We start from the raw sequence: 19,146 nt of genomic DNA on the forward strand, positions 1-19,146 counted from the left end.
ATACCGATCATGAAACCGACACGTATTCTCGCTGTGGCGGGGTTTTGCCTCGCCGCGATTTGCGCCAATGCCGCCGCAGCGCAGGAGGAGCGGCCGAGCGTGACTGCGTCATCTCCGGATGGCTCGCTGGTGCTTTCGGTCACGACCGACAACGATGCGCGCCCGACATGGTCGCTATCGCGTAAGGGCAAGCTGCTGATTGCGCCCAGCAAATTGGGCTTCGTCCTGACCGATGGCCTCAACATGGTGCGCGGCTTTTCCATTTCCGGCAGCGAGAAAGCGTCTGCCGACGACACCTGGGAGCAGCCCTGGGGGGAGCGCCGCTACGTGCGCGACCACTACAATGAGGTCGTTGTGCGTTTCCAGCAGTCGCAAGTGCAGGGCGCGCGGCGCATGAACGTGCGCTTCCGGCTCTTCGATAACGGCATCGGCTTTCGCTACGAACTGCCCGAGCAGCCCGCGCTCAAGACCATGCGCATTGCCGAGGAGACGACCGAGTTCGACATCGTCCCCAAGGGCAAGGCCTGGTGGATTCCGGGCGGCGAATGGAATCGCTACGAACAGGTCTATCAGGAGACGCCGATCGATGCGGTTTCCACGGCGCATACGCCGATCACCATGCGGCTGGAGGACGGCACGCACCTCTCGTTCCATGAAGCGGCGCTGGTCGACTATGCCGGCTACTGGTTCAAGCGCGCGAGCGGGCAGCTCTTCCGCACCGAGCTGGCGCCGGGATCGGACAGCGCGAAAGTCGTGCGCGACCTGCCCTTCGCCACGCCATGGCGAACGGTCCGCATTGCGAATGACGCTGCCGGTCTGGTCGAGAACGACCTCGAGCTCAACCTCAACGAGCCCAACAAGCTGGGCGATGTGAGCTGGTTCAAGCCGGCGCGCTATATCGGCATCTGGTGGGGCATGATCCGCGGCGACTGGAGCTGGGCGGAAGGACCGCGCCATGGCGCCACGACGAAACGGACGAAGCAGTACATCGATTATGCTGCGCAGCATGGCTTTCGCGGCGTGCTCGTCGAAGGTTGGAACAAGGGCTGGAACGGCGACTGGTTCGGCCACGGCGATGATTTCAGTTTCACCCAGCCCACGCCCAATTTCGACCTCGAGGGGCTCAGCGCCTATGCAGCCAGAAGGGGTGTGCACCTGATCGGCCACCATGAGACCGGCGGCAACATCGCCAACTACGAACCGCAGCTCGACGACGCCATGGCGCTTTACGGAAAGCTGGGCGTCGACGTGGTCAAGACCGGCTACGTCGCCGATGCCGGCGGGATCATCGCCCCCGGAAACAAGCCGGGCGAAACGAAGATGGTCTGGCACGATGGCCAGCGCATGGTGAACCACTATCTCGATGTCGTGAAAGTCGCTGCGCAGCATCACGTCGCGGTCAATTCGCATGAACCGGTGAAGGATACCGGCCTGCGACGCACTTATCCCAACTGGGTCTCGCGCGAGGGTGCGCGCGGCATGGAGTACAATGCCTGGGGGACTTTCGCCAACGGGCCGGACCATGAACCCACGCTCGTCTATACGCGCATGCTGTCCGGGCCGATGGACTTCACTCCCGGCGTGCTCAGCCTGGAGGGGGCGGAACATGCCCCCTTGGCCTCGACCCTGGCCAAGCAGCTCGGGCTCTATCTCGCGCTCTATTCACCGATCCAGATGGCGGCCGATTTCGTTGAAAACCTCAAGGCCCATCCGCGCGAGATGGAATTCATCGAACATGTGCCGACCGATTGGGCCGAAAGTCACCTGATCGCAGGCCAGGTTGGCGATTATGCGATCTTCGCCCGCAAGGATCGCAACGGGCCGGAATGGTTCGTGGGCGGCGTGAACGATGCCACCGCGCGCAAGGTCACGCTCGGCTTCGACTTCCTCGATGCGGGCAAGACCTATGAGGCAAAGATCTGGAAGGACGGCGAGGGCGCAACTTACCAGACCGAGGCCCGCCACCGAATTGCCTATGAAACCCAAGCGGTGCGCAAGGGCGACAGGATCGAGATCTGGCTGGCCCCGGGCGGCGGTACGGCCATGCGCCTCATCCCGCAGGACTGACGGACCTGCGATAGCGCAAAAGCACAGACGGGGGCGCAGGGCACGGCTTTGCGCACCCACTGGTGCATGGGAGCTGCAAGAAAGCGCGCGCCAGGCTGATCGGAAGTCGAGTTGGTCGGGGAGACAGATTTCATCTGTGATCGAATTGGTCCGTCGCGATGAGACGTTCCTTTGCCTGCGTTCGACCTAAGTCTCAAAGGTTGAGGGGGCGGATTGCCCCCTCAGGCAGGACCGTGTTGTTATGTTTTCTAATCGCGCTCAGGTGCTAACCCGCCTTGCGGTACTGCAAGACGGCCTCAGCTTCCCTCTGCGCATCTACTAAGTGGAAGTGGCCCCGGTTCGAGCGCGCAACAAACTTGTCGCAAGCGTCACAGATATACCAGTGCCAGTCGTTCCACATATCTGGCAGATAGAAGACTTTGTAAGGACGCATGGCATTCTCCTTAGGGGAGTTGGCCTAGTGCCCGCGAAGGTTATCAAACCGAGCTACTGTGCGTGTAACTGACCAAAGACGGCGGTTGTTGTTATTTTATAGCGTGCGAAGGCTGGTCACAAAGACGTTCGCTGCAGTGTTATCGCGGTACGTTTCGCGTCAATTCGGGATTCTTATGGCGGATGGCTCTGACTCATCTTGAATCCTCCTTTCTTGGGTCCAAGACAAAATCTGGAACATCAAGAGAACGCGGGCAAGAGTGCGGTGGCCGTTGTCCCCCGAGTTGGCCTCATTTCTTACAAAGTTTTAATGGCGTCGCTGGGTGAGGGACAGATTGTGCCTTACGAGCCTGCCCCACAGAGGCGGATTTAGTGCATTCAAGAAACTGATATTATTGATTTTTTCCGAGTTGGTCGGGGAGACAGGATTCGAACCTGCGACATCCTGCTCCCAAAGCAGGCGCGCTACCGGACTGCGCCACTCCCCGACCTCTCGGGCGTCGATATCAGGCGATGGTGGGCCCGGCAGGATTCGAACCCGCGACCTAGCCGTTATGAGCGGCCAGCTCTAACCGCTGAGCTACAGGCCCCAAATCGCCGACCCGGCTTCAATCGACATAGCCGGGCTGAGGCGCGTTAGCTTGCATCATCGAACTACGCAAGCTCCACGCTCGACATGATTTGTGCAACATTGGTGGGCTTGACGCCGCGCCGCTCGAGATGGGCGAAAAGCGTGCGCCACCAGTCGTAAAGCGCGTCGAGATCCTCGTCCGTGCGCACATAGGGCGTGTGGCCCGGCGCGAGCGAAGGGCTGTGGAACGAGAAGACGAGGACGGGCAGGCCTTCGTCGATGGCGATGTCGACCCCGCGAAGCGCTTCGTCAGCCGTCACGCCTTCTGGGGTGAGGGGGATACGCTCCAGCAATCCGGTGCGGGCGAGGACGCCGCGTGCGGTCGGCGTGCGCCATAGATGTGGGTAGATGACGTTGCCGAGCTGGCGCAGCGGGCCCCAGTAAACGGTCGTGAGGGGCAGTTCGAGCAGGCGGCGTTCCCGGTCCACCCAATAGGGCTGGAGCGGATGGCTGCGATAGTTCGGGCCGCCCTTGCCGCTGTAGTCGAAATGCGAACGGACCGAGGTGTCGATGGCAATGCCGAACTCAGTCAGGATCTCGCTGGTGCGCGGACCCAGGCCGTAACGCCCTGCGCGGTAGATCTGTGGCGCTATACCGAAGACGGATTCGATCTTCTCGCGCAGCTGCAGGAATTTCTGCCTTTCAAGCTCGAAGCCAAGATTTCCAGCGTAGCTGTTGAATTCGCTAATTTCTTCTTCGAAGGGCGGATTGACCCATGGGTGCAGCTGGACCCCGATTTCGGCGCGGCCCGAGCTGACGGCTTCGCCAAGCACCTGGCTGGTGAGAGCCGAATTGGCGACCGGATAATCGATCAGATAGGTGGGAACGACGCCGAAACCTTCGCAGAACTGCTGGAACTTGCGAAGGGCCGGAACCGTCGCAACGCCATGGCGGTCGCGATTGAGCGGCGCGTCCCAGTCGAATTCTTCCTCGGTATCGACGGTGACGATGAACCGCTGGCCGAATTCGCTGGAAAATGTCGCAAGATCAGCCGCTTTGGGCGGCTCAAGCAGGTTTGACGCTGGCAAGAAGAATTCCCCCTCGATCCGCCTGCACCTGCCAGTCGCCGCAAGTGTCAGCGCGAATGATTGACAGCGGTGCTATGGCTAGCGGCCGCGGCGGTCAACCCGGGCAGGGTTAATTGAAGGTCATTGCCTTCCCGCCGCAAAGCGCCGCCCACAGCGACCGCTTCGGCGGCGGCCAGGCGCAGGGTGAAGCCCAGGCCGAACATGCCGGCAGACAGCGTCTGGCCCCGTTCGCCCGGAGGCGTGTCGAACAGTTCGCTTCCATCGCGCGCGGCAAGCGCGGTGGGCAGGGCGATGCGCAGGACCACGCAGGTGTCCGCTTCGCGTGAGCAGGCCAGTTCGAGAATTTCGTCGGGGGCCGTCGATCCCGCGAGCGCGGCGAGCAGGCGCCAGACGAGACGTTCGGCCTCGATCCGGTCTACCTGGATCGGGTAAGGGTTAAAGTCGATGTCTACCGGCAGCGCGAAGCCGCTGCGGCGCGGATCGGTCCAGGTTCGCAGCCGGGCGACCGTCTGGATCAGGATGTCGCTGATGTCGCAGTCGCCCGATTCGACCTGCATGGCGCCCGATTCCAGCTTTACGAGGCGGTCGAGTTCCTCGAACCCGGCGAGGATGTGCGCGCAGTCGCCGGCGATGGCTGCGGCGAGAGCACGATATTCGTGCGGGGCAGGGCCATAGAGCTGCTGCTGGATGATCTCGGCAGCCACCTGTATCGCATTGGCCGGCGTGCGCAGTTCGTGCAGGATCTGGCGCATGCGATCGGCTTCGCTCAGGCTGCCGCCCGAACGCACGTCGTGCGGCCGAGGGCGAGCAGGGCGCCGCAGGCGTCCAAGATACCCCAAAAAGCGGCCGGTCTGTTCGTCGAAGCTGGCGATCGCGTCGACCTGCCATTCACCGGTTACGCGCGGAGCGCCCGCGATCCGCACATGGGCCGCCAGCAAGGGCAGGCGGTGGCGAATGGTCGTGGCCATGTCCTGATCGGCCATGGTCTGCTGCTCAGGCACTTCATGGGCGGAGAGGCTGAGGCCGACCAGCGACGGCGCATAGGCGCTGTCCGCCCAGGTGATGCGGCCCTCCTGGTCGGTTTCGAAATCGACCGTGATGGGCAGGCGCGGTGCCGTCGTCGCCAGATCGCCAAGCGGCAGGCGGGGATCGTCGTTCGCCACTTCGAACGTGGAGTGCGATTGGCGGGCCCTGCGGAACTCCTCGATACGCCGAACGATGGCGCCGATCCCTGCCTCGGAATTGCGCGGGCGTTCAGCCTGGACGGCCGCTGCGGCCCGGGCCCATTCCGCCGCATGGTCCGGCGTGACCGGTGAACTGGAAGGAGCAGGCGCGGGCTGTGCGCGCGGCGCAGGCTCTGCAGTCGCAGGCTGCGCCGCGGCTTGCGTTGTTATCGCGGATTCGTCGGCGAGGTCGAGAATGTCATCGAGGCTGGGGCCGCTAGGTTCAATTGCAGCTGGCACCGGATTGGCTACGGGAGGCAGGCCGCGATCCCGGATTCCGAGCCGTTCGAGGAGGGCCTCGACTTTCGGTTCAAGGTCGCGGCGGTGGCGCAGGATGCCGCGCGCGCGGACCGGCAGTTCGGGAATGAGCTTGAGCCATTCGTCCTGCTGCAGGCGCGCACCGGTGATCGCGGCAGTGGCGACATCGGGCTCGTCGGCAGCGAGCATCGCCAGCAGGCGCGAATTGGTGATCGGCTGCAGGGGCTGGCGCAGCAGGCGGGCACGGTCGGCTGCGGGAATATGGGCGGCCAGTTCCTCGACACGGGCCAGTCCGGCCTCGAGCATGTCCGACTGGGCATCGCAGGGAAGGCGGCCGAGCAGGTCGACGAGCTGCCTGTACTGGATACGCGCGAGTGCATCGCCAGAGGCGGGCAAGCGCATAACCGTGGCAAGGCGATCGTCGAAATGCATCTAATCTCCAGGAGCGTCCCGTCCGCTTAGAGGGTGAGAGGTTAACCACGTCCTTCCGCTGGGGTGCCAAATTGACCCGAAAAATATCCTAGCAAAGTGGCGAAATAGCGGAAGCAGGCAGTTTCGGGGCGTTGCAAAGCGGGACGATTACGCTATGGGATAATAATATTACAGCTTGGCCGCATTTTCGATGTGGAAATTGCAATCAGGGGTGGCTGCAGGGCTGCGGCCGACAGGAAGGTTCTAATGTTCAATCTCGATGAAATCGACCGTCGACTGCTCGCCGAACTGCAGGACGAAGGACGCATCACCAATGTCGAGCTGGCTCAGCGCGTCGGGCTGACCGCGCCGCCGTGCTTGCGCCGCGTTCGCAGCCTTGAAGAAGCAGGTATCATCCAAGGCTATCACGCCGATCTCGACGCCTCCAAGCTTGGCTTCACGATCACCGTGTTTGCGCTCGTGAGTTTGAAGAGCCAGGCGGAAGAAGCGCTGCGGGCATTCGAGGAGCACATGCAGGGCCTGCCCGAAGTGCGCGAGTGCCACATGCTCAACGGCGAGATCGACTTCATCCTCAAGATCGTCAGCCGCGACCTGCAGAGCTTTCAGGAGTTCCTGACTTCCAAGCTCACGCCGGCGCCGAACGTGGACAGCGTCAAGACCTCGCTGACCATCCGAACCTCGAAGAACCAGCCCGGCGTCCCGTTGGGCGGCTGACGTGCTACTGCTTCGCTAGCTTCTGGACACCGTCGGGTATCGCGAACCAGTCGTGCGCGCTGTCGCACCAGTAATGCAGCGAAGGCTCCAGCCCTTCGGTGCTGTCCAGCGTCCCTGCCTTGATGAATATTATGCCCTGTTCACGGGCCGCGGGCGTATCGGTCAGCACCGGTGAGCCGCATTGCGGGCAGAATTGCCGATAGACCGTCTGGCCCGTGGTGCCGCTGTCCTCGTATGTTTTCAGTTCACCGGTAAGGTGCAGACCCTCGCGCGCGGTAACGCCCACGAGTGAAAAGGCGCTCCCCGCCTGCTTCTGGCAATGGGTGCAGTGGCACACGACAAGGGCGGCGAGGGGCCAGTCCACTTCGTAGCGCACGCTGCCGCACAAGCAGCTGCCTTCACGTGTTTGCGACATCTGCGGCAAGTCCTTTCCCGTTTTCAGCGCGTAGGCTGACGGAGGTCGGGACGGTTGCCAACTCTTGCAAGTCAGAGTGAGGCGACAGCTTCCAGGGCGAGCAGGTAGCTATTCGCACCGAAGCCGGCGATCGTCCCCTTGGCTGCCATGCCGACCCATGATTTGTGGCGAAATTCCTCCCGCTTGTGTGGGTTGGACAAGTGCACTTCGATGACCGGCGTATCGATCGCGCGGATCGCATCGAGCAGGGCGATGGAGGTATGCGTATAGGCACCCGCGTTCAGCAGCACCGCGTGCGCGCCCTCGGCCTGTGCTTCGTGCAGCCAGTCGACGAGATGACCCTCATGGTTCGACTGGCGCATCTCGATTTCGCAATCGAGTTCGCCCCCACGTTCGACCAGCATCGCGGCGATGTCATCCAACGTCTGGGCGCCGTAGATTCCAGGTTCGCGCTGGCCGAGCAGGTTGAGGTTGGGCCCGTTCAGAACATAGACCAGCTTCGATGTCATCTTTTACCATTCCCTTGAGTGCGGTCTCTCACGCAGCGGCGCAAGGTCCTCGTCTTTCGGGAACAGCCTTAGCGACTGCTCATGGCCATGCAAGTCGGGGTGGCTGATCGGCTCGCTCAGGCGTCGATGGCAGGCAGGCTCGGATCGGGAGGAGGGGCATCGTCGGCCGGGGCCGAATCGGAATCGGGCGCGTCATCGACATAGCCCTCGTCGCCGCCGGACCCCGCGTAGAAGTCGGAAAGGGCGGCCTGGCGGGCCTGGTCTCGCGCAGCCGCGGCCTCGCGCTCGGCAGCTTCGCGTGCCTGGGCCTGTTCCTGCGCCTGGGCTTTGGCCTTTGCGAGTTGCTGTTCGAGTTCGGCTTCCCGGCCCGATCCGCATCCGAAAAGGGCCAAGGCAGGCGCGATTGCCAGGAATGTGCGCAAGATTGAGCGACCCACGATTCTGTTGTCCTTGCTGCGTCCGACACGAAGAGGAGCAAGCTTCGATCTGCTCCTAGAACGGTAAAGCTTAGGAATGTTTTACCGCGAAAATTCGTACGCTCCTGATGTCATGCAGCGGTTAACGGTCGCTTCCTTTGGCTTTGCCCCACTGGCGCATGGCGGAATAGCCAAGGTAGCCGGTCCCGAAAAGCGCATAGAGCGGTTCGGGAATGCCGCGCAGGTAGGCGGTCATGCCCGTGGCAATGGCCTGCGCGGTCGAAGGGCTGAAGGCACCGATCAGGCCCATCGGCAGGGCCCAGAGAATCATGGCGTACATGACGTAGAGAAAGCTGGGACGGGCGCGGCTCGTCCATGGATCGGCAGATCCGGCCTCGGCGACGACGGCGGAAAGGCTGGCCTGAAGTTTCTCGATTTCCTGCGAATTTTCGAGTCGAAGCAGTTCCAGCTTGGCCCGGTCGCGGGCGTCCGGATCGGGAATGACCTTGTCGATGATGTGTGAAATCGGGCTGATCAGCGAATCGAGCAGCGGCATGGGGCACTCCTGCAATGCAATTGGCGATCGCAGGTAGGTAACCAAATCGGCGCGTGTAGGAAAACGCTGCGTTTGCCTTGCGGTACACGCTGGGCATCGCGACCGGCTGTGCCGCGATGCTTCCTTATTTTCCGAATGTCCTGGAAAATCTTGGTCGGGACGAGAGGATTCGAACCTCCGACCCCCACACCCCCAGTGTGATGCGCTACCAGGCTGCGCTACGTCCCGACCGAGGGGTGCGCCTATAGGCACCTCATTCGAGGAGCGCAAGCGCGAAGAACATACTTTTGCGCATGGGTTGAACGGTTTCCCGTCGCACCTATGTTTCGCCCCGTCCCGGTACCGTTCCGAGGCCGCGCGTTGCCAGTGCTTCGCTTTATTGCTAACCGCCCGCGCACTTGGAATTTCCGTGAAGTGGATTTCCCGGGCAGGCGCGCATCGGTCTGGATGACTGCAGGCGAGTCGCTCGAGGGACCACACAAGAAGGCGCATCTGTTTCATGCATAACTCGATTCTTCCCATGCTCGCTGCCGCTGCACCTGCCGGCGGGCCGCCCGCCTGGGTGCAGTACCTGCCGTTCGTTGCGATGGCCGTGATCTTCTGGTTTCTCATCCTGCGTCCGCAGATGAAGCAGCAGAAGGAGCACAAGGCCAAGCTTTCGGGCTTGAAGAAGGGCGACGAAGTGCTGACCGGCGGCGGTTTCATCGGCAAGGTCATCAAGGTCGACGAGAACTACGCCGAAGTCGAAATCGCGCAGGGCGTGCGTGCAAAGACGCTCAAGTCGACCATCGTCGACGTGATTCCGCCCGCAGGCAGCAAGCCCGCGAACGACTGAGTCGATTCTGCCCGGGCCACGTGAGGCCCGAAACACATCCGGGATGCGTCTATTCCGGCGCGCCCTCTCGGAGAGAAGCCCAAGGCAATGCTCGAATTTCCTACCTGGAAGAAGCTCTGGTACTGGGGCCTGACGCTTGTCATCGCCGCAGCCGCGCTGCCTTCACTGTTTTCCGTTTCCGGCCTTCCCTGGCCCAGCGTCCTTCCCGCCCCCGAAGTCAATCTGGGGCTCGACCTTGCCGGCGGCAGTCACATCCTGCTCGAGGCCGACAAGAGCCAGGTCGCGCAGCAGCGGCTGGAGAACATGGAGGAATCGGTTCGCGGACGCCTGCGTCTCGCCAATCCGCGCATTGCCATCGGCGATATCTCCAGCAGCAACGGTCGCCTGAGCTTCATGCTCAAGGATCCCGCGCAGGTCGACGCCGCGCGTGACGAAATCCTCGCGCTCACCTCGGGCGCCGGCCTTACCGGCCAGCGCGACTGGGACATCAAGGTCGAGGACGGCAACCGCTTCGTGCTGACGCCGACTCGCGAAGGCCTCGACCAGGCAGTGTCCGATGCAATGGACTCGGCCATCGAGGTCGTCCGCAAGCGTATCGACGCACTCGGCACGCGCGAGCCCACGATCATTCGCCAGGGCGAGGAACGCATCGTCGTCCAGGTTCCCGGTCTCGACGATCCCGAAGCGCTCAAGAGCCTGATCGGCCAGACCGCCAAGCTCGAATTCAAGCTCGTCGACGAGACGGCTGCGCCCAACGACATCCAGCAGGGCATTGTCCCGCCGGGCGACGAACTGGTGCCCTGGGCCGATCCCAATTCGCCCGGTTCGGGCGGCGTACCGATGCTTGCGGTCAAGCGCCTCGGCGGCATCAAGGGCGACCAGCTCACCAATGCCAAGCAGGGCTTCGATCCCAAGACCAACGCTCCGGTGGTGTCGATCACCTTCGACCAGACCGGCGGCGCCAAGTTCGCCAAGCTGACCAGCGAGAACGTGAACAAGCGCTTCGCCATCATTCTTGACGGCAAGGCGCTCTCGGCCCCCAACATCAACGAACCCATCCTCGGCGGCAGCGCGCAGATCTCGGGCAGCTTTTCAGTCCAGTCGGCTACGCAGCTCGCCATCGCGCTGCGCTCCGGCGCGCTTCCGGTCGACCTGACCGTCGTTGAGGAACGCACGGTCGGGCCTGACCTGGGTGCCGACTCGATCAGGAAGGGCCTGATCGCAATGGGCGTGGGCTCGCTGCTCGTCGTCCTGCTGATGATCGTGACCTACGGCCGCTTCGGCATCTACGCGACGATCGCGCTGATCTTCAACGTGATGATGATCCTGGGCGTGATGGCGGTCATGGGCACCACCCTGACATTGCCGGGCATCGCCGGTTTCGTGCTGACCATCGGCGCGGCCGTTGACGCCAACGTGCTGATCTACGAACGCATGCGCGAAGAGCGCAAGAAGGGCCGGCGCGTCATTGCCGCGGTCGAGAACGGCTACAAGGAAGCGAGCCGCGCGATCTACGACGCCAACGTCACCAACGCGATCGCCGGTGCGCTGCTCTTCGCCTTCGGCTCGGGTCCGGTTCGCGGCTTTGCCGTCGTTCTGATCATCGGCCTGTTCACCTCGGTGTTTACCGGCGTGACGCTGACCCGCATGTGGGTCGCCTCCTGGCTGCGCAAGGCGCGGCCGACCGAACTGCACGTGTAAGGGCCTGCTGCCATGCGCCTCCTGAAACTCGTTCCCGAGAACACCAACATCCACTTCCTGAAGTGGCGTGTTCCCTTCTACATCATGAGCGTCGTGCTCATCGCGGCAAGCTGGGGTCTGGTCATGACCCGGGGCCTCAATTACGGCGTCGACTTCGCCGGCGGCCTGGAAGTGCGCGCCACTTTCACGAAGGAGGCCGAAGCCCCGGTCGCGGATCTGCGCAAGCAGATCTCGGCGCTCGGCTTCGAGGACCCGATCATCCAGCGTTTCGGCGATCCGAACTCGGTCTCGATCCGCGTGCGCCTGCCCGATGAAGCCGAGGGCAACCCGGGTGCGGCCGAAGCGATTTCGAACCGGATCGTAGGTGCCATGCAGTCGAACCATCCCGACGTGCGCATCGACGGAAATGACACTGTCTCGGGCAAGGTCTCCGGAGAATTCCGCCAGATGGCGCTCTATGCGCTGCTGGCCGCGATGCTGGCGATTTCGATCTACATCTGGGTCCGTTTCGAGTGGCAATTCGGCGTCGGAGCGCTCTTCGCGCTGTTCCACGACGTGTCGCTGACACTCGGCATGTTCGCGCTGTTCCAGCTCGAATTCAGCCTGCAGATCATCGCCGCGATCCTGGCCATCATCGGTTACTCGCTGAACGACACCATCGTCGTCTATGACCGCATCCGCGAGGACCTGAAGAAGTATCGCAAGATGCCGCTTCCGGAACTTCTCGACATGTCGGTCAACGAGACGCTGGCGCGTACGGTGATGACGTCGGCCACACTGCTGGTCGCGCTGATCCCTCTGCTGCTGTTCGGGCCGGAAAGCCTCTTCGGCCTGACTGCGGCCATCGTGCTGGGCATCTTCGTGGGTACCTACAGCTCGATCTACATGGCTGCGCCGATCCTGATCTGGCTTGGCGTGAGCGGCGACAGCTTCGTGCCGACCGAATCCGCGATCGAGCGGCAGGAGCGCAAGGCGCGCGAGGGCGTCGGACGCCCCTGAGCCTGATGTGAAGCCCTGACGAAAAAGGGGCGGTCCGGAGGCCTTCAAACGCTCCGGACCGCCCCTTTTTTCGATTCTGCGTCCGGCGCCTTCAGGCCGGGATGCTGATGTTCCGGTCTTCCAGCACGCTTTTCCAGAAGCGCACGATGTTTTCGGCGTTCACGCCCCAGCTGAAGCGGCTGACATTGGCGGCGACGTCGGACTGGCTGGGCGGATCGGCGAGGATCTCCGCGACGGCCTTGGCGATCGATTCGGGATTGCGCTCGACCAGTCGCCCGGCGCTCGAATCCTTCACGACTTCGCCTGCTCCGCCGATGTCCGGAATGACGATGGGGGTTCCGCAGGCCAGCCCCTCGATCCAGACATTGGCCAGTCCTTCGCTGGAAGAGGGAAGGACAAGGACGTCGGCAGCGCACAGGAGGTTGGGCAGGACCTCGTGGTTGACGAGGCCGAGGAAGTGGACGCGGTCCTCGACGCCGAGGCGTCTGGCGAGCGCTTCGAGCTGCGGCATGTCCTCGCCGGACCCGGCGAGCGCCAGCCGCGCTTCGGGCAGGTGGGACAGGGCCTCGATGACGAGGCGCTGTCCCTTGCGTTCGATCAGCGCTCCCGGGGTGACCAGCAGCGGCCCCTGGGACCATATGCCGAGGTTGGGCATGGCGGATACGAGCGCGCGGGCCGCGCCGCGCTCGACCGGATGGAACAGCTCACGGTCGAGGCCGGTATAATGCACGTCGATCCGTTCGCCCGGCATGCCCAGTTCGATCATGTCATCGCGCAGCGCCTGCGAGACCGCGAGCAGCCCGGAAGCCTGCCGTGCCGCCTCCTGCATCTGCTCCAGCGCGCGCGGGCGCTGCCCCCAATAGTGAATGTCGGCGCCGCGCGACTTGATCGTGAGCGGCAGGCCCAGTTCGCGCGCGACGATGGCCGCGGCAGGGCCGTCCGGAAAGAAGAACTGCGCGTCGACAAGGTCGAAAGGCTTTTCCTCGTGCAGGCGGCGAACCAGCGGCAGGATGGCCCCGGCGATCCGGCCAGGATTGCTGTCGCCGCCGATCCTGGGGATTGTGGTGAAGCGCGGATAGTGGACTTTCAGCCCGACGGCATCGCTCACTTCGGGAATGGTTTTCAGCCGGGCATAGGGCTCGCGCAGCGAAAGCGGCCAGGGTGGAATGCCGATCGGGCTGATCATCGTCAGGTCGGTTTCGCCGCGTGCGACGACCGCCCGCATCTGGTTGCCCACGAAGACGCCGAAGGAAGGCTTCACCGGGTTGGGGAAGAGCGTGGCGATGGAGAGGATTCGCATAACGGCGGCCTTAGGGTGCGCGGTTCAAAGCTTACGTACGAGCATTTCGGCAACGGCCAGCCATGCGGGATGTTCCACGATGATCTGCCTTTGTCCGCTGGCCGGGGGGAGCAGGGCGATGCGATCGCCGTCGCGGTCTATCAGGCGGCCGAAAGCGAAACGGCCGCCGGGGCGTGGGGCCAGGACATCGCGGTTCATCAGGCGGGCGGCTTCCTCGGGTGGGTGCTGGCGCAGCCAGACCTGGTCGGCGGCGCGATATTCCCCGCAGGAGGCTTCCACTTCGAGCACGAGCCACGGGGTATCGCCGGCAAGGTCGCTGGGCGTGACCGCTTCGAGCCGCGCGCGCGCAGGTTCGGTGCCGTCCGGTCCGAGCACGGCAACGATACGCGCCGGTTCGCTGGCTTCGCTGCGCAGCAGGACTTCGGGTTCCACCTCGAGCGCAGCGGCGATTCGGTTCATCCATGCCAGCGATAGATTGCGCATGCCGGTTTCGAGCCGCCCGATCGTCTGCGCCGTCGTGGGCGGGGAGCAGGCTGCCGCGACATCGGCGAGCGTAAGGCCCTTCTGCAGGCGGATGTCACGGATGCGATTTATCATGGCTGGTCCTGTGTAACCGATTTGGTTTTCACTTTCCTACAGACATGCCGATTCGGCAAGGTTCCTGCTCGAACCCAAGCATCGGAGGCATGTATGAAGCAGGAACTCGTCGAGCGTGAATTGACCAGCGAAGGTCCCGTGCGCAGGCGCGGCGCCAGGGTCGCCCCAGCGCGTTCGCCGCGCACCGTGGCCGTCAATCTCGCCGAATCGCCCCTCAGTTGGCTTCACGCGCGCGGCCATCTGGATGACCGCCGGTTCGCTGCGGGCGAGCGACTGCGGACCGATTGGGAACTGGCGCAGCTGGCACCGCGCATGACGATGCGTTGGGACCCGGTACGGGCATCGGGAGGCCCCGACGCCGATTTGACTCCGGGAGAGCGGCAGGTTGCGGCCAAGGCGCGCTTCGACGGTGCCATCGAAGCGGCAGGAGCCGGACTGTCCGATGTCCTTTGGCGGGTTGTGTGCGCGGGGGAAGGGCTTCCCACTGCCGAAAAGGCACTGGGCTGGCCGGCCCGCAGCGGCAAGCTCGTGCTGGGACTGGCGCTGGACCGGGTTGCGGCATACTACCGCATCCCGTGACCGGGCCCTTGCCGCGGTGCGTCAGCCTTCGACTTGTTCTGCCAGTTCCAGCCAGCGTTCCTCCGCCGCTTCCTTGTCGCCTCGCGCTTTCTCGATTGCGGCGGAGAGGGCGGCGAACTTCTTCGGGTCGCGGGTGTAGAGATCGGGATCGGCCATGGCCGCCTCGTCGCGGGCGATGGACGCTTCCAGTTCCTCGATCCGACCGGGCAGAAGATCGTAGTCGCGCTGGTCCTTGTAGGACAGCTTGGTCTTCTTGGGCGGTGCAGGTGGTGGCGGGGCGGCGCTTTCCGCCTTGGCTTTCGCCTTTGCCGGGGCCGTACGCTGCTTGCGCTTGGCTTCCCAGTCGGCGTAGCCGCCGGCGATCATGTCGATATGGCCGGTCCCGTCGAGGCCGAGCGTGAGGTTGACGGTGCGGTCAAGGAAGTCGCGGTCGTGGCTGACGATCAGGACCGTGCCGTCGTAGTCCGAGATAACTTCCTGCAGCAGATCAAGGGTCTCGAGGTCGAGGTCGTTGGTCGGCTCGTCGAGCACGAGCAGGTTCGACGGTCGGGCGAATTCGCGGGCGAGCAGCAGGCGTGACTGTTCGCCGCCCGAGAGCGTGCCCACCCGGGCGTCGATCAGGCCGGGGTCGAACAGGAAGTCCTTGAGGTATCCCTGCACGTGCTTGCGTACGCCGCGCACATCGACCCAGTCGCTACCTTCCGCGATCACGTCGCGCAGCTTCATGTCGGGCTTGAGCAGGCTGCGCTGCTGGTCGATGACGATGGTGGTCAGGGTATTGGCCAGGGTGACCGAGCCTTCGTCGGGGGCCAGTTCGCCGGTCAGGATCTTGAGCAGGGTCGACTTGCCCGATCCGTTGGCGCCGACGATGCCGATGCGGTCGCCGCGCTGGATGCGCAGCGAGAAATCCTTGATGACCGTACGCTGGTTGTCTTCGGTGCCGAAGCGCTTGGTCACGTGCTCGGCAACGATGACCGACTTGGTCTTGCTGCCGTCGCCGGCGACCGCAAGTTTGGCGGTGCCGGTGGGGGAGAGCATCGCGGCACGTTCGGCGCGCATTTCCCACAGCTTGGCAAGGCGGCCCTGGTTGCGCTTGCGCCGGGCGGTGACACCGCGTTCGAGCCAGTGCGCCTCGATCTTGAGCTTGGCGTCCAGCTTCTCGGCGGCGCGGGTCTCTTCCTTCTGGACTTCCTCTTCCCAGGCCTCGAACCCGCCGAAGCCTACTTCCTTGCGGCGCAGCGATCCACGATCGAGCCAGATCGTCGCATTGGTCAGGCGGGTCAGGAAGGTGCGGTCGTGGCTGATGACCACGAAGGCGCCGTTGTAGCGCTGCAGCCAGGATTCCAGCCATTCGATCGCGGCAAGGTCGAGGTGGTTGGTCGGCTCGTCCAGCAGCAGCAGGTCGGGCTCGGAGGCCAGCGCCCGGCACAGGGCGGCGCGGCGGCGCTCGCCGCCCGATGCGCTGGCGGCCTCACGCGAAAGATCGATGCCGAGCTGGTCGGCAATGGCTTCCACCTCATGGCGCTGCGGCGCATCGTCGCCGCTGATCGCGAAATCCAGCAGGGTGTCGAAGCCGGTGAAGAACGGGTCCTGCTCGAGGGTGACGACGCGGGTGCCGGGCTGGATCGAGCGCTTGCCCTTGTCCGCCTCGACCTGGCCTGCAATCAGGCGCAGCAGCGTGGTCTTGCCGGCGCCGTTGCGCCCGATCAGCGCCAGCCGGTCGCGCGGGCCGATGTTGATGTCGAGGTCCTGGAAGAGCCAGCCGGAGCCCTGGATCAGGCCAAGGCCTTCCCAGCTGAGAATTGGTGCGATTGCCATGGCCGGCGCCCTACAGCGAGCAGCGGGGGGCTGGCAAGCATCGTGGGATCTGCGCAACAGTGAAACATTGCTGCCAGCTTTGAGCCGCATTCAGGACTTGTTCAATGCCGCAAGCTTAGGCACCCAGTCAGGATGACAAAACTTCTTGCCTCTTTTCTATCGGTTGCGGCCCTTGGCCTTGTCGCGACCGCCATGCCGGTCCATGCCGAGCCGGGCGCAGAGCAGGGGCAGGTTCGCAAGGAACGCAAGGCAGGCAATGTGCGTTCCCTTCGCGAGATCGAGCAGCAGGTGCTTCCGAAAATGTCGGGAATGCAGTACCTCGGACCGGAATATGATCCTGCGGCAATGGCTTATCGCCTGAAATTCATTCAGGACGGGAAGGTCTATTTCGTCGATGTCGATGCCCGCACGGGCCGCGTCATCGGCCGGTCGCGCTGAGGATACGAGCCTGTGCTTCGCTTGACGCTCGCGGGCTTACGCCCCATCTCGTCGGTGACTTCCAAGGGAGACCTGATTTGCGCATCCTGATCGTCGAGGATGAACCTACGCTCGGCAACCAGCTCAAGACCACGCTCGAGCAGAACGGCTATGCCGTCGACCTGTCGACAGACGGCGAAGACGGCCATTTTCTTGGATCGACCGAGGATTACGACGCCGTCATCCTCGATCTCGGCTTGCCCGAGATCGACGGCCTCACCGTGCTTGGCATGTGGCGCAGGGAAGGGCGCAATTTCCCCGTGCTTGTACTTACCGCCCGTGATTCCTGGTCGGACAAGGTCGCCGGGCTCGATGCCGGCGCGGACGACTATCTCGCCAAGCCATTCCAGACCGAGGAACTGATCGCCCGACTTCGCGCGCTCATCCGCCGTGCCTCTGGCAATACCTCGAGCGAGTTGATGGCGGGCGACGTGCGCCTCGACACGCGTTCGGGCCGCGTCACGCTGGCCGGTGAACCGGTCAAGCTGACCGCGCAGGAATACAAGCTGCTGTCCTACCTGATGCACCACAAGGGCAAGGTGGTCAGCCGTACCGAACTGATCGAACACATCTACGATCAGGACTTCGACCGCGATTCCAATACGATCGAGGTCTTCGTCACGCGGATCCGCAAGAAGCTGGGCGCCGATGTCATCACCACGATCCGTGGTCTCGGGTACAGCCTCGACGATCCCGCGGACGCACCGCGAAACTGAGGAGCAGATGGACGCTCCGCGAGCAGACGGGGCAGGGAGCGAGGCAACTGTCGCCGAGACGGTGAAGGCCCGCCATACCGGCTCGCTCGCGCGGCGCATGATGCTGATTGCGGCCGGGTGGATCTCGATCCTCCTGCTGTTCGGCGGACTGGCGCTCGATCGCACGCTGACCTCGCTGGTCACCCGCAATTTCGACGAACAGCTCGGTTACATGCTCACCGGCATGATCGGTTCGGCTGAGATCGGTCCGGATGGCGAGGTGTTCTTCATCCGACCGCTGGGCGACCAGCGGTTCCTCGAGCCGAACAGCGGCCTGTACTGGCAGATTCGCGCCAAGGGGCACGAGGATTTCCCCTCGCGCTCGCTGTGGGATCGCAGCCTCGACGTTCCCGAGGACAACTTCGACGCAAAGCCGCATGTTTACGACAGCGACCAGTTCCCCGGCGAGCCGCTGCGGATCATGGAGCGCTCGATCATTCTGCCGGGCAGCGACACTCAATGGATGTTCACTGTCGCGGCCAGTCGCGAGGATCTCGACGAACAGATCAAGATGATCCGCTCGATCCTCGTCTACAGCTTCGTCGCGCTCGGCTTCGGCTTGTTGCTCATGGCGGGGATGCAGACCTGGTACGGCCTGTTTCCGCTGCGCCATGTGCGCCGCGCGATCCAGAAGCTGCGAACGACGGGCGCCAGCCGCGTGACCGACCCGCTGCCCCAGGAAGTCGAGCCGCTGGTCGACGAACTCAATGCCCTGCTGTCGCATACCGAACTGCAGGCGGAGGAAGCGCGTCGCCACGCCGGCAACCTGGCCCATGCGCTCAAGACGCCGCTGACGGTCATCATGAACGCGGCCACGGCCAAGTCGCCCGACCTGTCCGACACGGTGATCCGCGAAGCGGCGGTGATGCGGCGGCAGGTCGATCACCATCTGGCCCGGGCCCGGGCCGTCGGGCGCCGCGCGGCCGGGATGTCGCGTGCCAGCGTGTGGCCAAGCCTCGAGGCAGTGCTGCGCGCCGTCCAGCGCCTTTACGATGACACGCGCTTCGACCTCGATGGCAATCACGGCGTGACCGTCGCGGTGGAGAAACAGGACCTCGAGGAGATTCTCGGCAATCTGATCGAGAATGCCGCCAAGTATGGCGGAGGCAGCGTCTTCGTCACGGTCGATGCGGGGTACGACCCGCAGTTCTGCGAGATCTGGGTCGAGGACGACGGCATGGGGATTCCGGCTGCCGAGCGTACCCGCATTTTCGATCGCGGGGCCCGTCTCGATACTGGCAAGCCCGGCACCGGGCTTGGCCTTGCCATTGTTCGCGACGTGGTGGAAATCTATGGCGGAAGGGTCGAACTCGATGAGAGCGAGGACCTGGGCGGCCTGCTGGTCAAGTTGCAGCTGCCGCGCACCGCGACCTGAAGGAATGCGGGGTCGGAAGCTGGGGATGC

The 19,146-nt window shown here is 63.8% G+C and carries 18 protein-coding genes and 3 tRNA genes; 9 read left to right on the forward strand and 12 right to left on the reverse strand.

Features of this window, described 5'->3' with window-relative positions:
* The first annotated feature begins 9 nt into the window (after nucleotides 1-9).
* Complete coding sequence (locus tag PP1Y_RS16590; RefSeq protein WP_013833266.1) at nucleotides 10-2,067, forward strand: glycoside hydrolase family 97 protein; 2,058 nt, start codon at nucleotides 10-12, stop codon at nucleotides 2,065-2,067.
* 843 nt (nucleotides 2,068-2,910) lie between these two features.
* Here PP1Y_RS16590 and PP1Y_RS16595 read toward each other — a convergent pair.
* The 4 genes from PP1Y_RS16595 to PP1Y_RS16610 all read right to left on the reverse strand — a co-directional run bounded on the left by PP1Y_RS16595 (nucleotide 2,911) and on the right by PP1Y_RS16610 (nucleotide 6,071).
* A tRNA-Pro gene (locus PP1Y_RS16595) sits at nucleotides 2,911-2,987 on the reverse strand.
* A gap of 26 nt (nucleotides 2,988-3,013) precedes the next feature.
* Nucleotides 3,014-3,089 (reverse strand) — tRNA-Ile (locus PP1Y_RS16600).
* 64 nt (nucleotides 3,090-3,153) lie between these two features.
* Nucleotides 3,154-4,158 (reverse strand): polysaccharide deacetylase family protein, encoded by a 1,005-nt coding sequence (locus PP1Y_RS16605; RefSeq protein ID WP_013833267.1) that lies wholly within the window; start codon nucleotides 4,156-4,158, stop codon nucleotides 3,154-3,156.
* 47 nt (nucleotides 4,159-4,205) lie between these two features.
* Nucleotides 4,206-6,071 (reverse strand): HAMP domain-containing sensor histidine kinase, encoded by a 1,866-nt coding sequence (locus PP1Y_RS16610; RefSeq protein ID WP_013833268.1) that lies wholly within the window; start codon nucleotides 6,069-6,071, stop codon nucleotides 4,206-4,208.
* A gap of 246 nt (nucleotides 6,072-6,317) precedes the next feature.
* Here PP1Y_RS16610 and PP1Y_RS16615 point away from each other — a divergent pair, with 246 nt between their 5' ends.
* Complete coding sequence (locus tag PP1Y_RS16615; RefSeq protein ID WP_013833269.1) at nucleotides 6,318-6,785, forward strand: Lrp/AsnC family transcriptional regulator; 468 nt, start codon at nucleotides 6,318-6,320, stop codon at nucleotides 6,783-6,785.
* Between the two features lie 4 nt (nucleotides 6,786-6,789).
* Here the strand turns inward: PP1Y_RS16615 and PP1Y_RS16620 are convergent, their stop codons facing one another.
* The 5 genes from PP1Y_RS16620 to PP1Y_RS16640 all read right to left on the reverse strand — a co-directional run bounded on the left by PP1Y_RS16620 (nucleotide 6,790) and on the right by PP1Y_RS16640 (nucleotide 8,909).
* Nucleotides 6,790-7,200 carry a GFA family protein gene (locus tag PP1Y_RS16620; protein ID WP_013833270.1) on the reverse strand — a complete coding sequence of 137 codons (411 nt, stop codon included), beginning with the start codon at nucleotides 7,198-7,200 and terminating at the stop codon, nucleotides 6,790-6,792.
* Between the two features lie 71 nt (nucleotides 7,201-7,271).
* A complete protein-coding gene (gene aroQ / locus PP1Y_RS16625; protein ID WP_013833271.1) occupies nucleotides 7,272-7,709 on the reverse strand; it encodes a type II 3-dehydroquinate dehydratase in 438 nt (145 codons plus the stop codon).
* A gap of 116 nt (nucleotides 7,710-7,825) precedes the next feature.
* Nucleotides 7,826-8,146 carry a hypothetical protein gene (locus tag PP1Y_RS16630; RefSeq protein ID WP_013833272.1) on the reverse strand — a complete coding sequence of 107 codons (321 nt, stop codon included), beginning with the start codon at nucleotides 8,144-8,146 and terminating at the stop codon, nucleotides 7,826-7,828.
* Nucleotides 8,147-8,267: 121 nt separating this feature from the next.
* A complete protein-coding gene (locus PP1Y_RS16635; protein ID WP_013833273.1) occupies nucleotides 8,268-8,681 on the reverse strand; it encodes a holin family protein in 414 nt (137 codons plus the stop codon).
* A gap of 151 nt (nucleotides 8,682-8,832) precedes the next feature.
* Nucleotides 8,833-8,909 (reverse strand) — tRNA-Pro (locus tag PP1Y_RS16640).
* A 271-nt stretch (nucleotides 8,910-9,180) separates the two neighbouring features.
* Here PP1Y_RS16640 and yajC point away from each other — a divergent pair.
* The 3 genes from yajC to secF all read left to right on the forward strand — a co-directional run bounded on the left by yajC (nucleotide 9,181) and on the right by secF (nucleotide 12,216).
* Nucleotides 9,181-9,516, forward strand: a complete 336-nt coding sequence (gene yajC / locus PP1Y_RS16645; RefSeq protein ID WP_038576590.1) for a preprotein translocase subunit YajC — start codon at nucleotides 9,181-9,183, stop codon at nucleotides 9,514-9,516.
* Between the two features lie 87 nt (nucleotides 9,517-9,603).
* Entirely contained in the window at nucleotides 9,604-11,217 is a 1,614-nt protein-coding gene (gene secD / locus PP1Y_RS16650) for a protein translocase subunit SecD (protein ID WP_007011184.1), read from the forward strand.
* A gap of 12 nt (nucleotides 11,218-11,229) precedes the next feature.
* Nucleotides 11,230-12,216 (forward strand): protein translocase subunit SecF, encoded by a 987-nt coding sequence (gene secF, locus PP1Y_RS16655; protein WP_007011183.1) that lies wholly within the window; start codon nucleotides 11,230-11,232, stop codon nucleotides 12,214-12,216.
* 91 nt (nucleotides 12,217-12,307) lie between these two features.
* On the opposite strand, the gene PP1Y_RS16660 is transcribed toward secF, so the two are convergent.
* Both PP1Y_RS16660 and PP1Y_RS16665 read right to left on the reverse strand, forming a co-directional pair.
* Nucleotides 12,308-13,516, reverse strand: a complete 1,209-nt coding sequence (locus PP1Y_RS16660) for a glycosyltransferase (protein WP_013833274.1) — start codon at nucleotides 13,514-13,516, stop codon at nucleotides 12,308-12,310.
* Between the two features lie 24 nt (nucleotides 13,517-13,540).
* Nucleotides 13,541-14,113, reverse strand: a complete 573-nt coding sequence (locus tag PP1Y_RS16665; RefSeq protein ID WP_007011181.1) for a helix-turn-helix domain-containing protein — start codon at nucleotides 14,111-14,113, stop codon at nucleotides 13,541-13,543.
* A gap of 93 nt (nucleotides 14,114-14,206) precedes the next feature.
* Here PP1Y_RS16665 and PP1Y_RS16670 point away from each other — a divergent pair, with 93 nt between their 5' ends.
* Nucleotides 14,207-14,692: a DUF6456 domain-containing protein gene (locus PP1Y_RS16670; RefSeq protein ID WP_013833275.1), complete on the forward strand. Its 486-nt coding sequence runs from the start codon at nucleotides 14,207-14,209 to the stop codon at nucleotides 14,690-14,692.
* Nucleotides 14,693-14,713: 21 nt separating this feature from the next.
* On the opposite strand, the gene PP1Y_RS16675 is transcribed toward PP1Y_RS16670, so the two are convergent.
* Nucleotides 14,714-16,510, reverse strand: coding sequence for an ABC-F family ATP-binding cassette domain-containing protein (locus PP1Y_RS16675; protein WP_013833276.1), 1,797 nt, complete (start codon nucleotides 16,508-16,510; stop codon nucleotides 14,714-14,716).
* Nucleotides 16,511-16,642: 132 nt separating this feature from the next.
* On the opposite strand from PP1Y_RS16675, the gene PP1Y_RS16680 reads away from it, so the two are divergent.
* From PP1Y_RS16680 to PP1Y_RS16690, 3 genes are all read left to right on the forward strand, one after another.
* A complete protein-coding gene (locus PP1Y_RS16680) occupies nucleotides 16,643-16,948 on the forward strand; it encodes a PepSY domain-containing protein (protein ID WP_007011178.1) in 306 nt (101 codons plus the stop codon).
* 77 nt (nucleotides 16,949-17,025) lie between these two features.
* Nucleotides 17,026-17,703 (forward strand): response regulator transcription factor, encoded by a 678-nt coding sequence (locus PP1Y_RS16685; RefSeq protein ID WP_007011177.1) that lies wholly within the window; start codon nucleotides 17,026-17,028, stop codon nucleotides 17,701-17,703.
* Nucleotides 17,704-17,710: 7 nt separating this feature from the next.
* Nucleotides 17,711-19,117, forward strand: a complete 1,407-nt coding sequence (locus PP1Y_RS16690) for a sensor histidine kinase (RefSeq protein WP_369799479.1) — start codon at nucleotides 17,711-17,713, stop codon at nucleotides 19,115-19,117.
* The last annotated feature ends 29 nt before the right edge of the window (nucleotides 19,118-19,146 follow it).

This window comes from Novosphingobium sp. PP1Y, from assembly GCF_000253255.1.
Taxonomy (GTDB): Bacteria; Pseudomonadota; Alphaproteobacteria; order Sphingomonadales; family Sphingomonadaceae; genus Novosphingobium.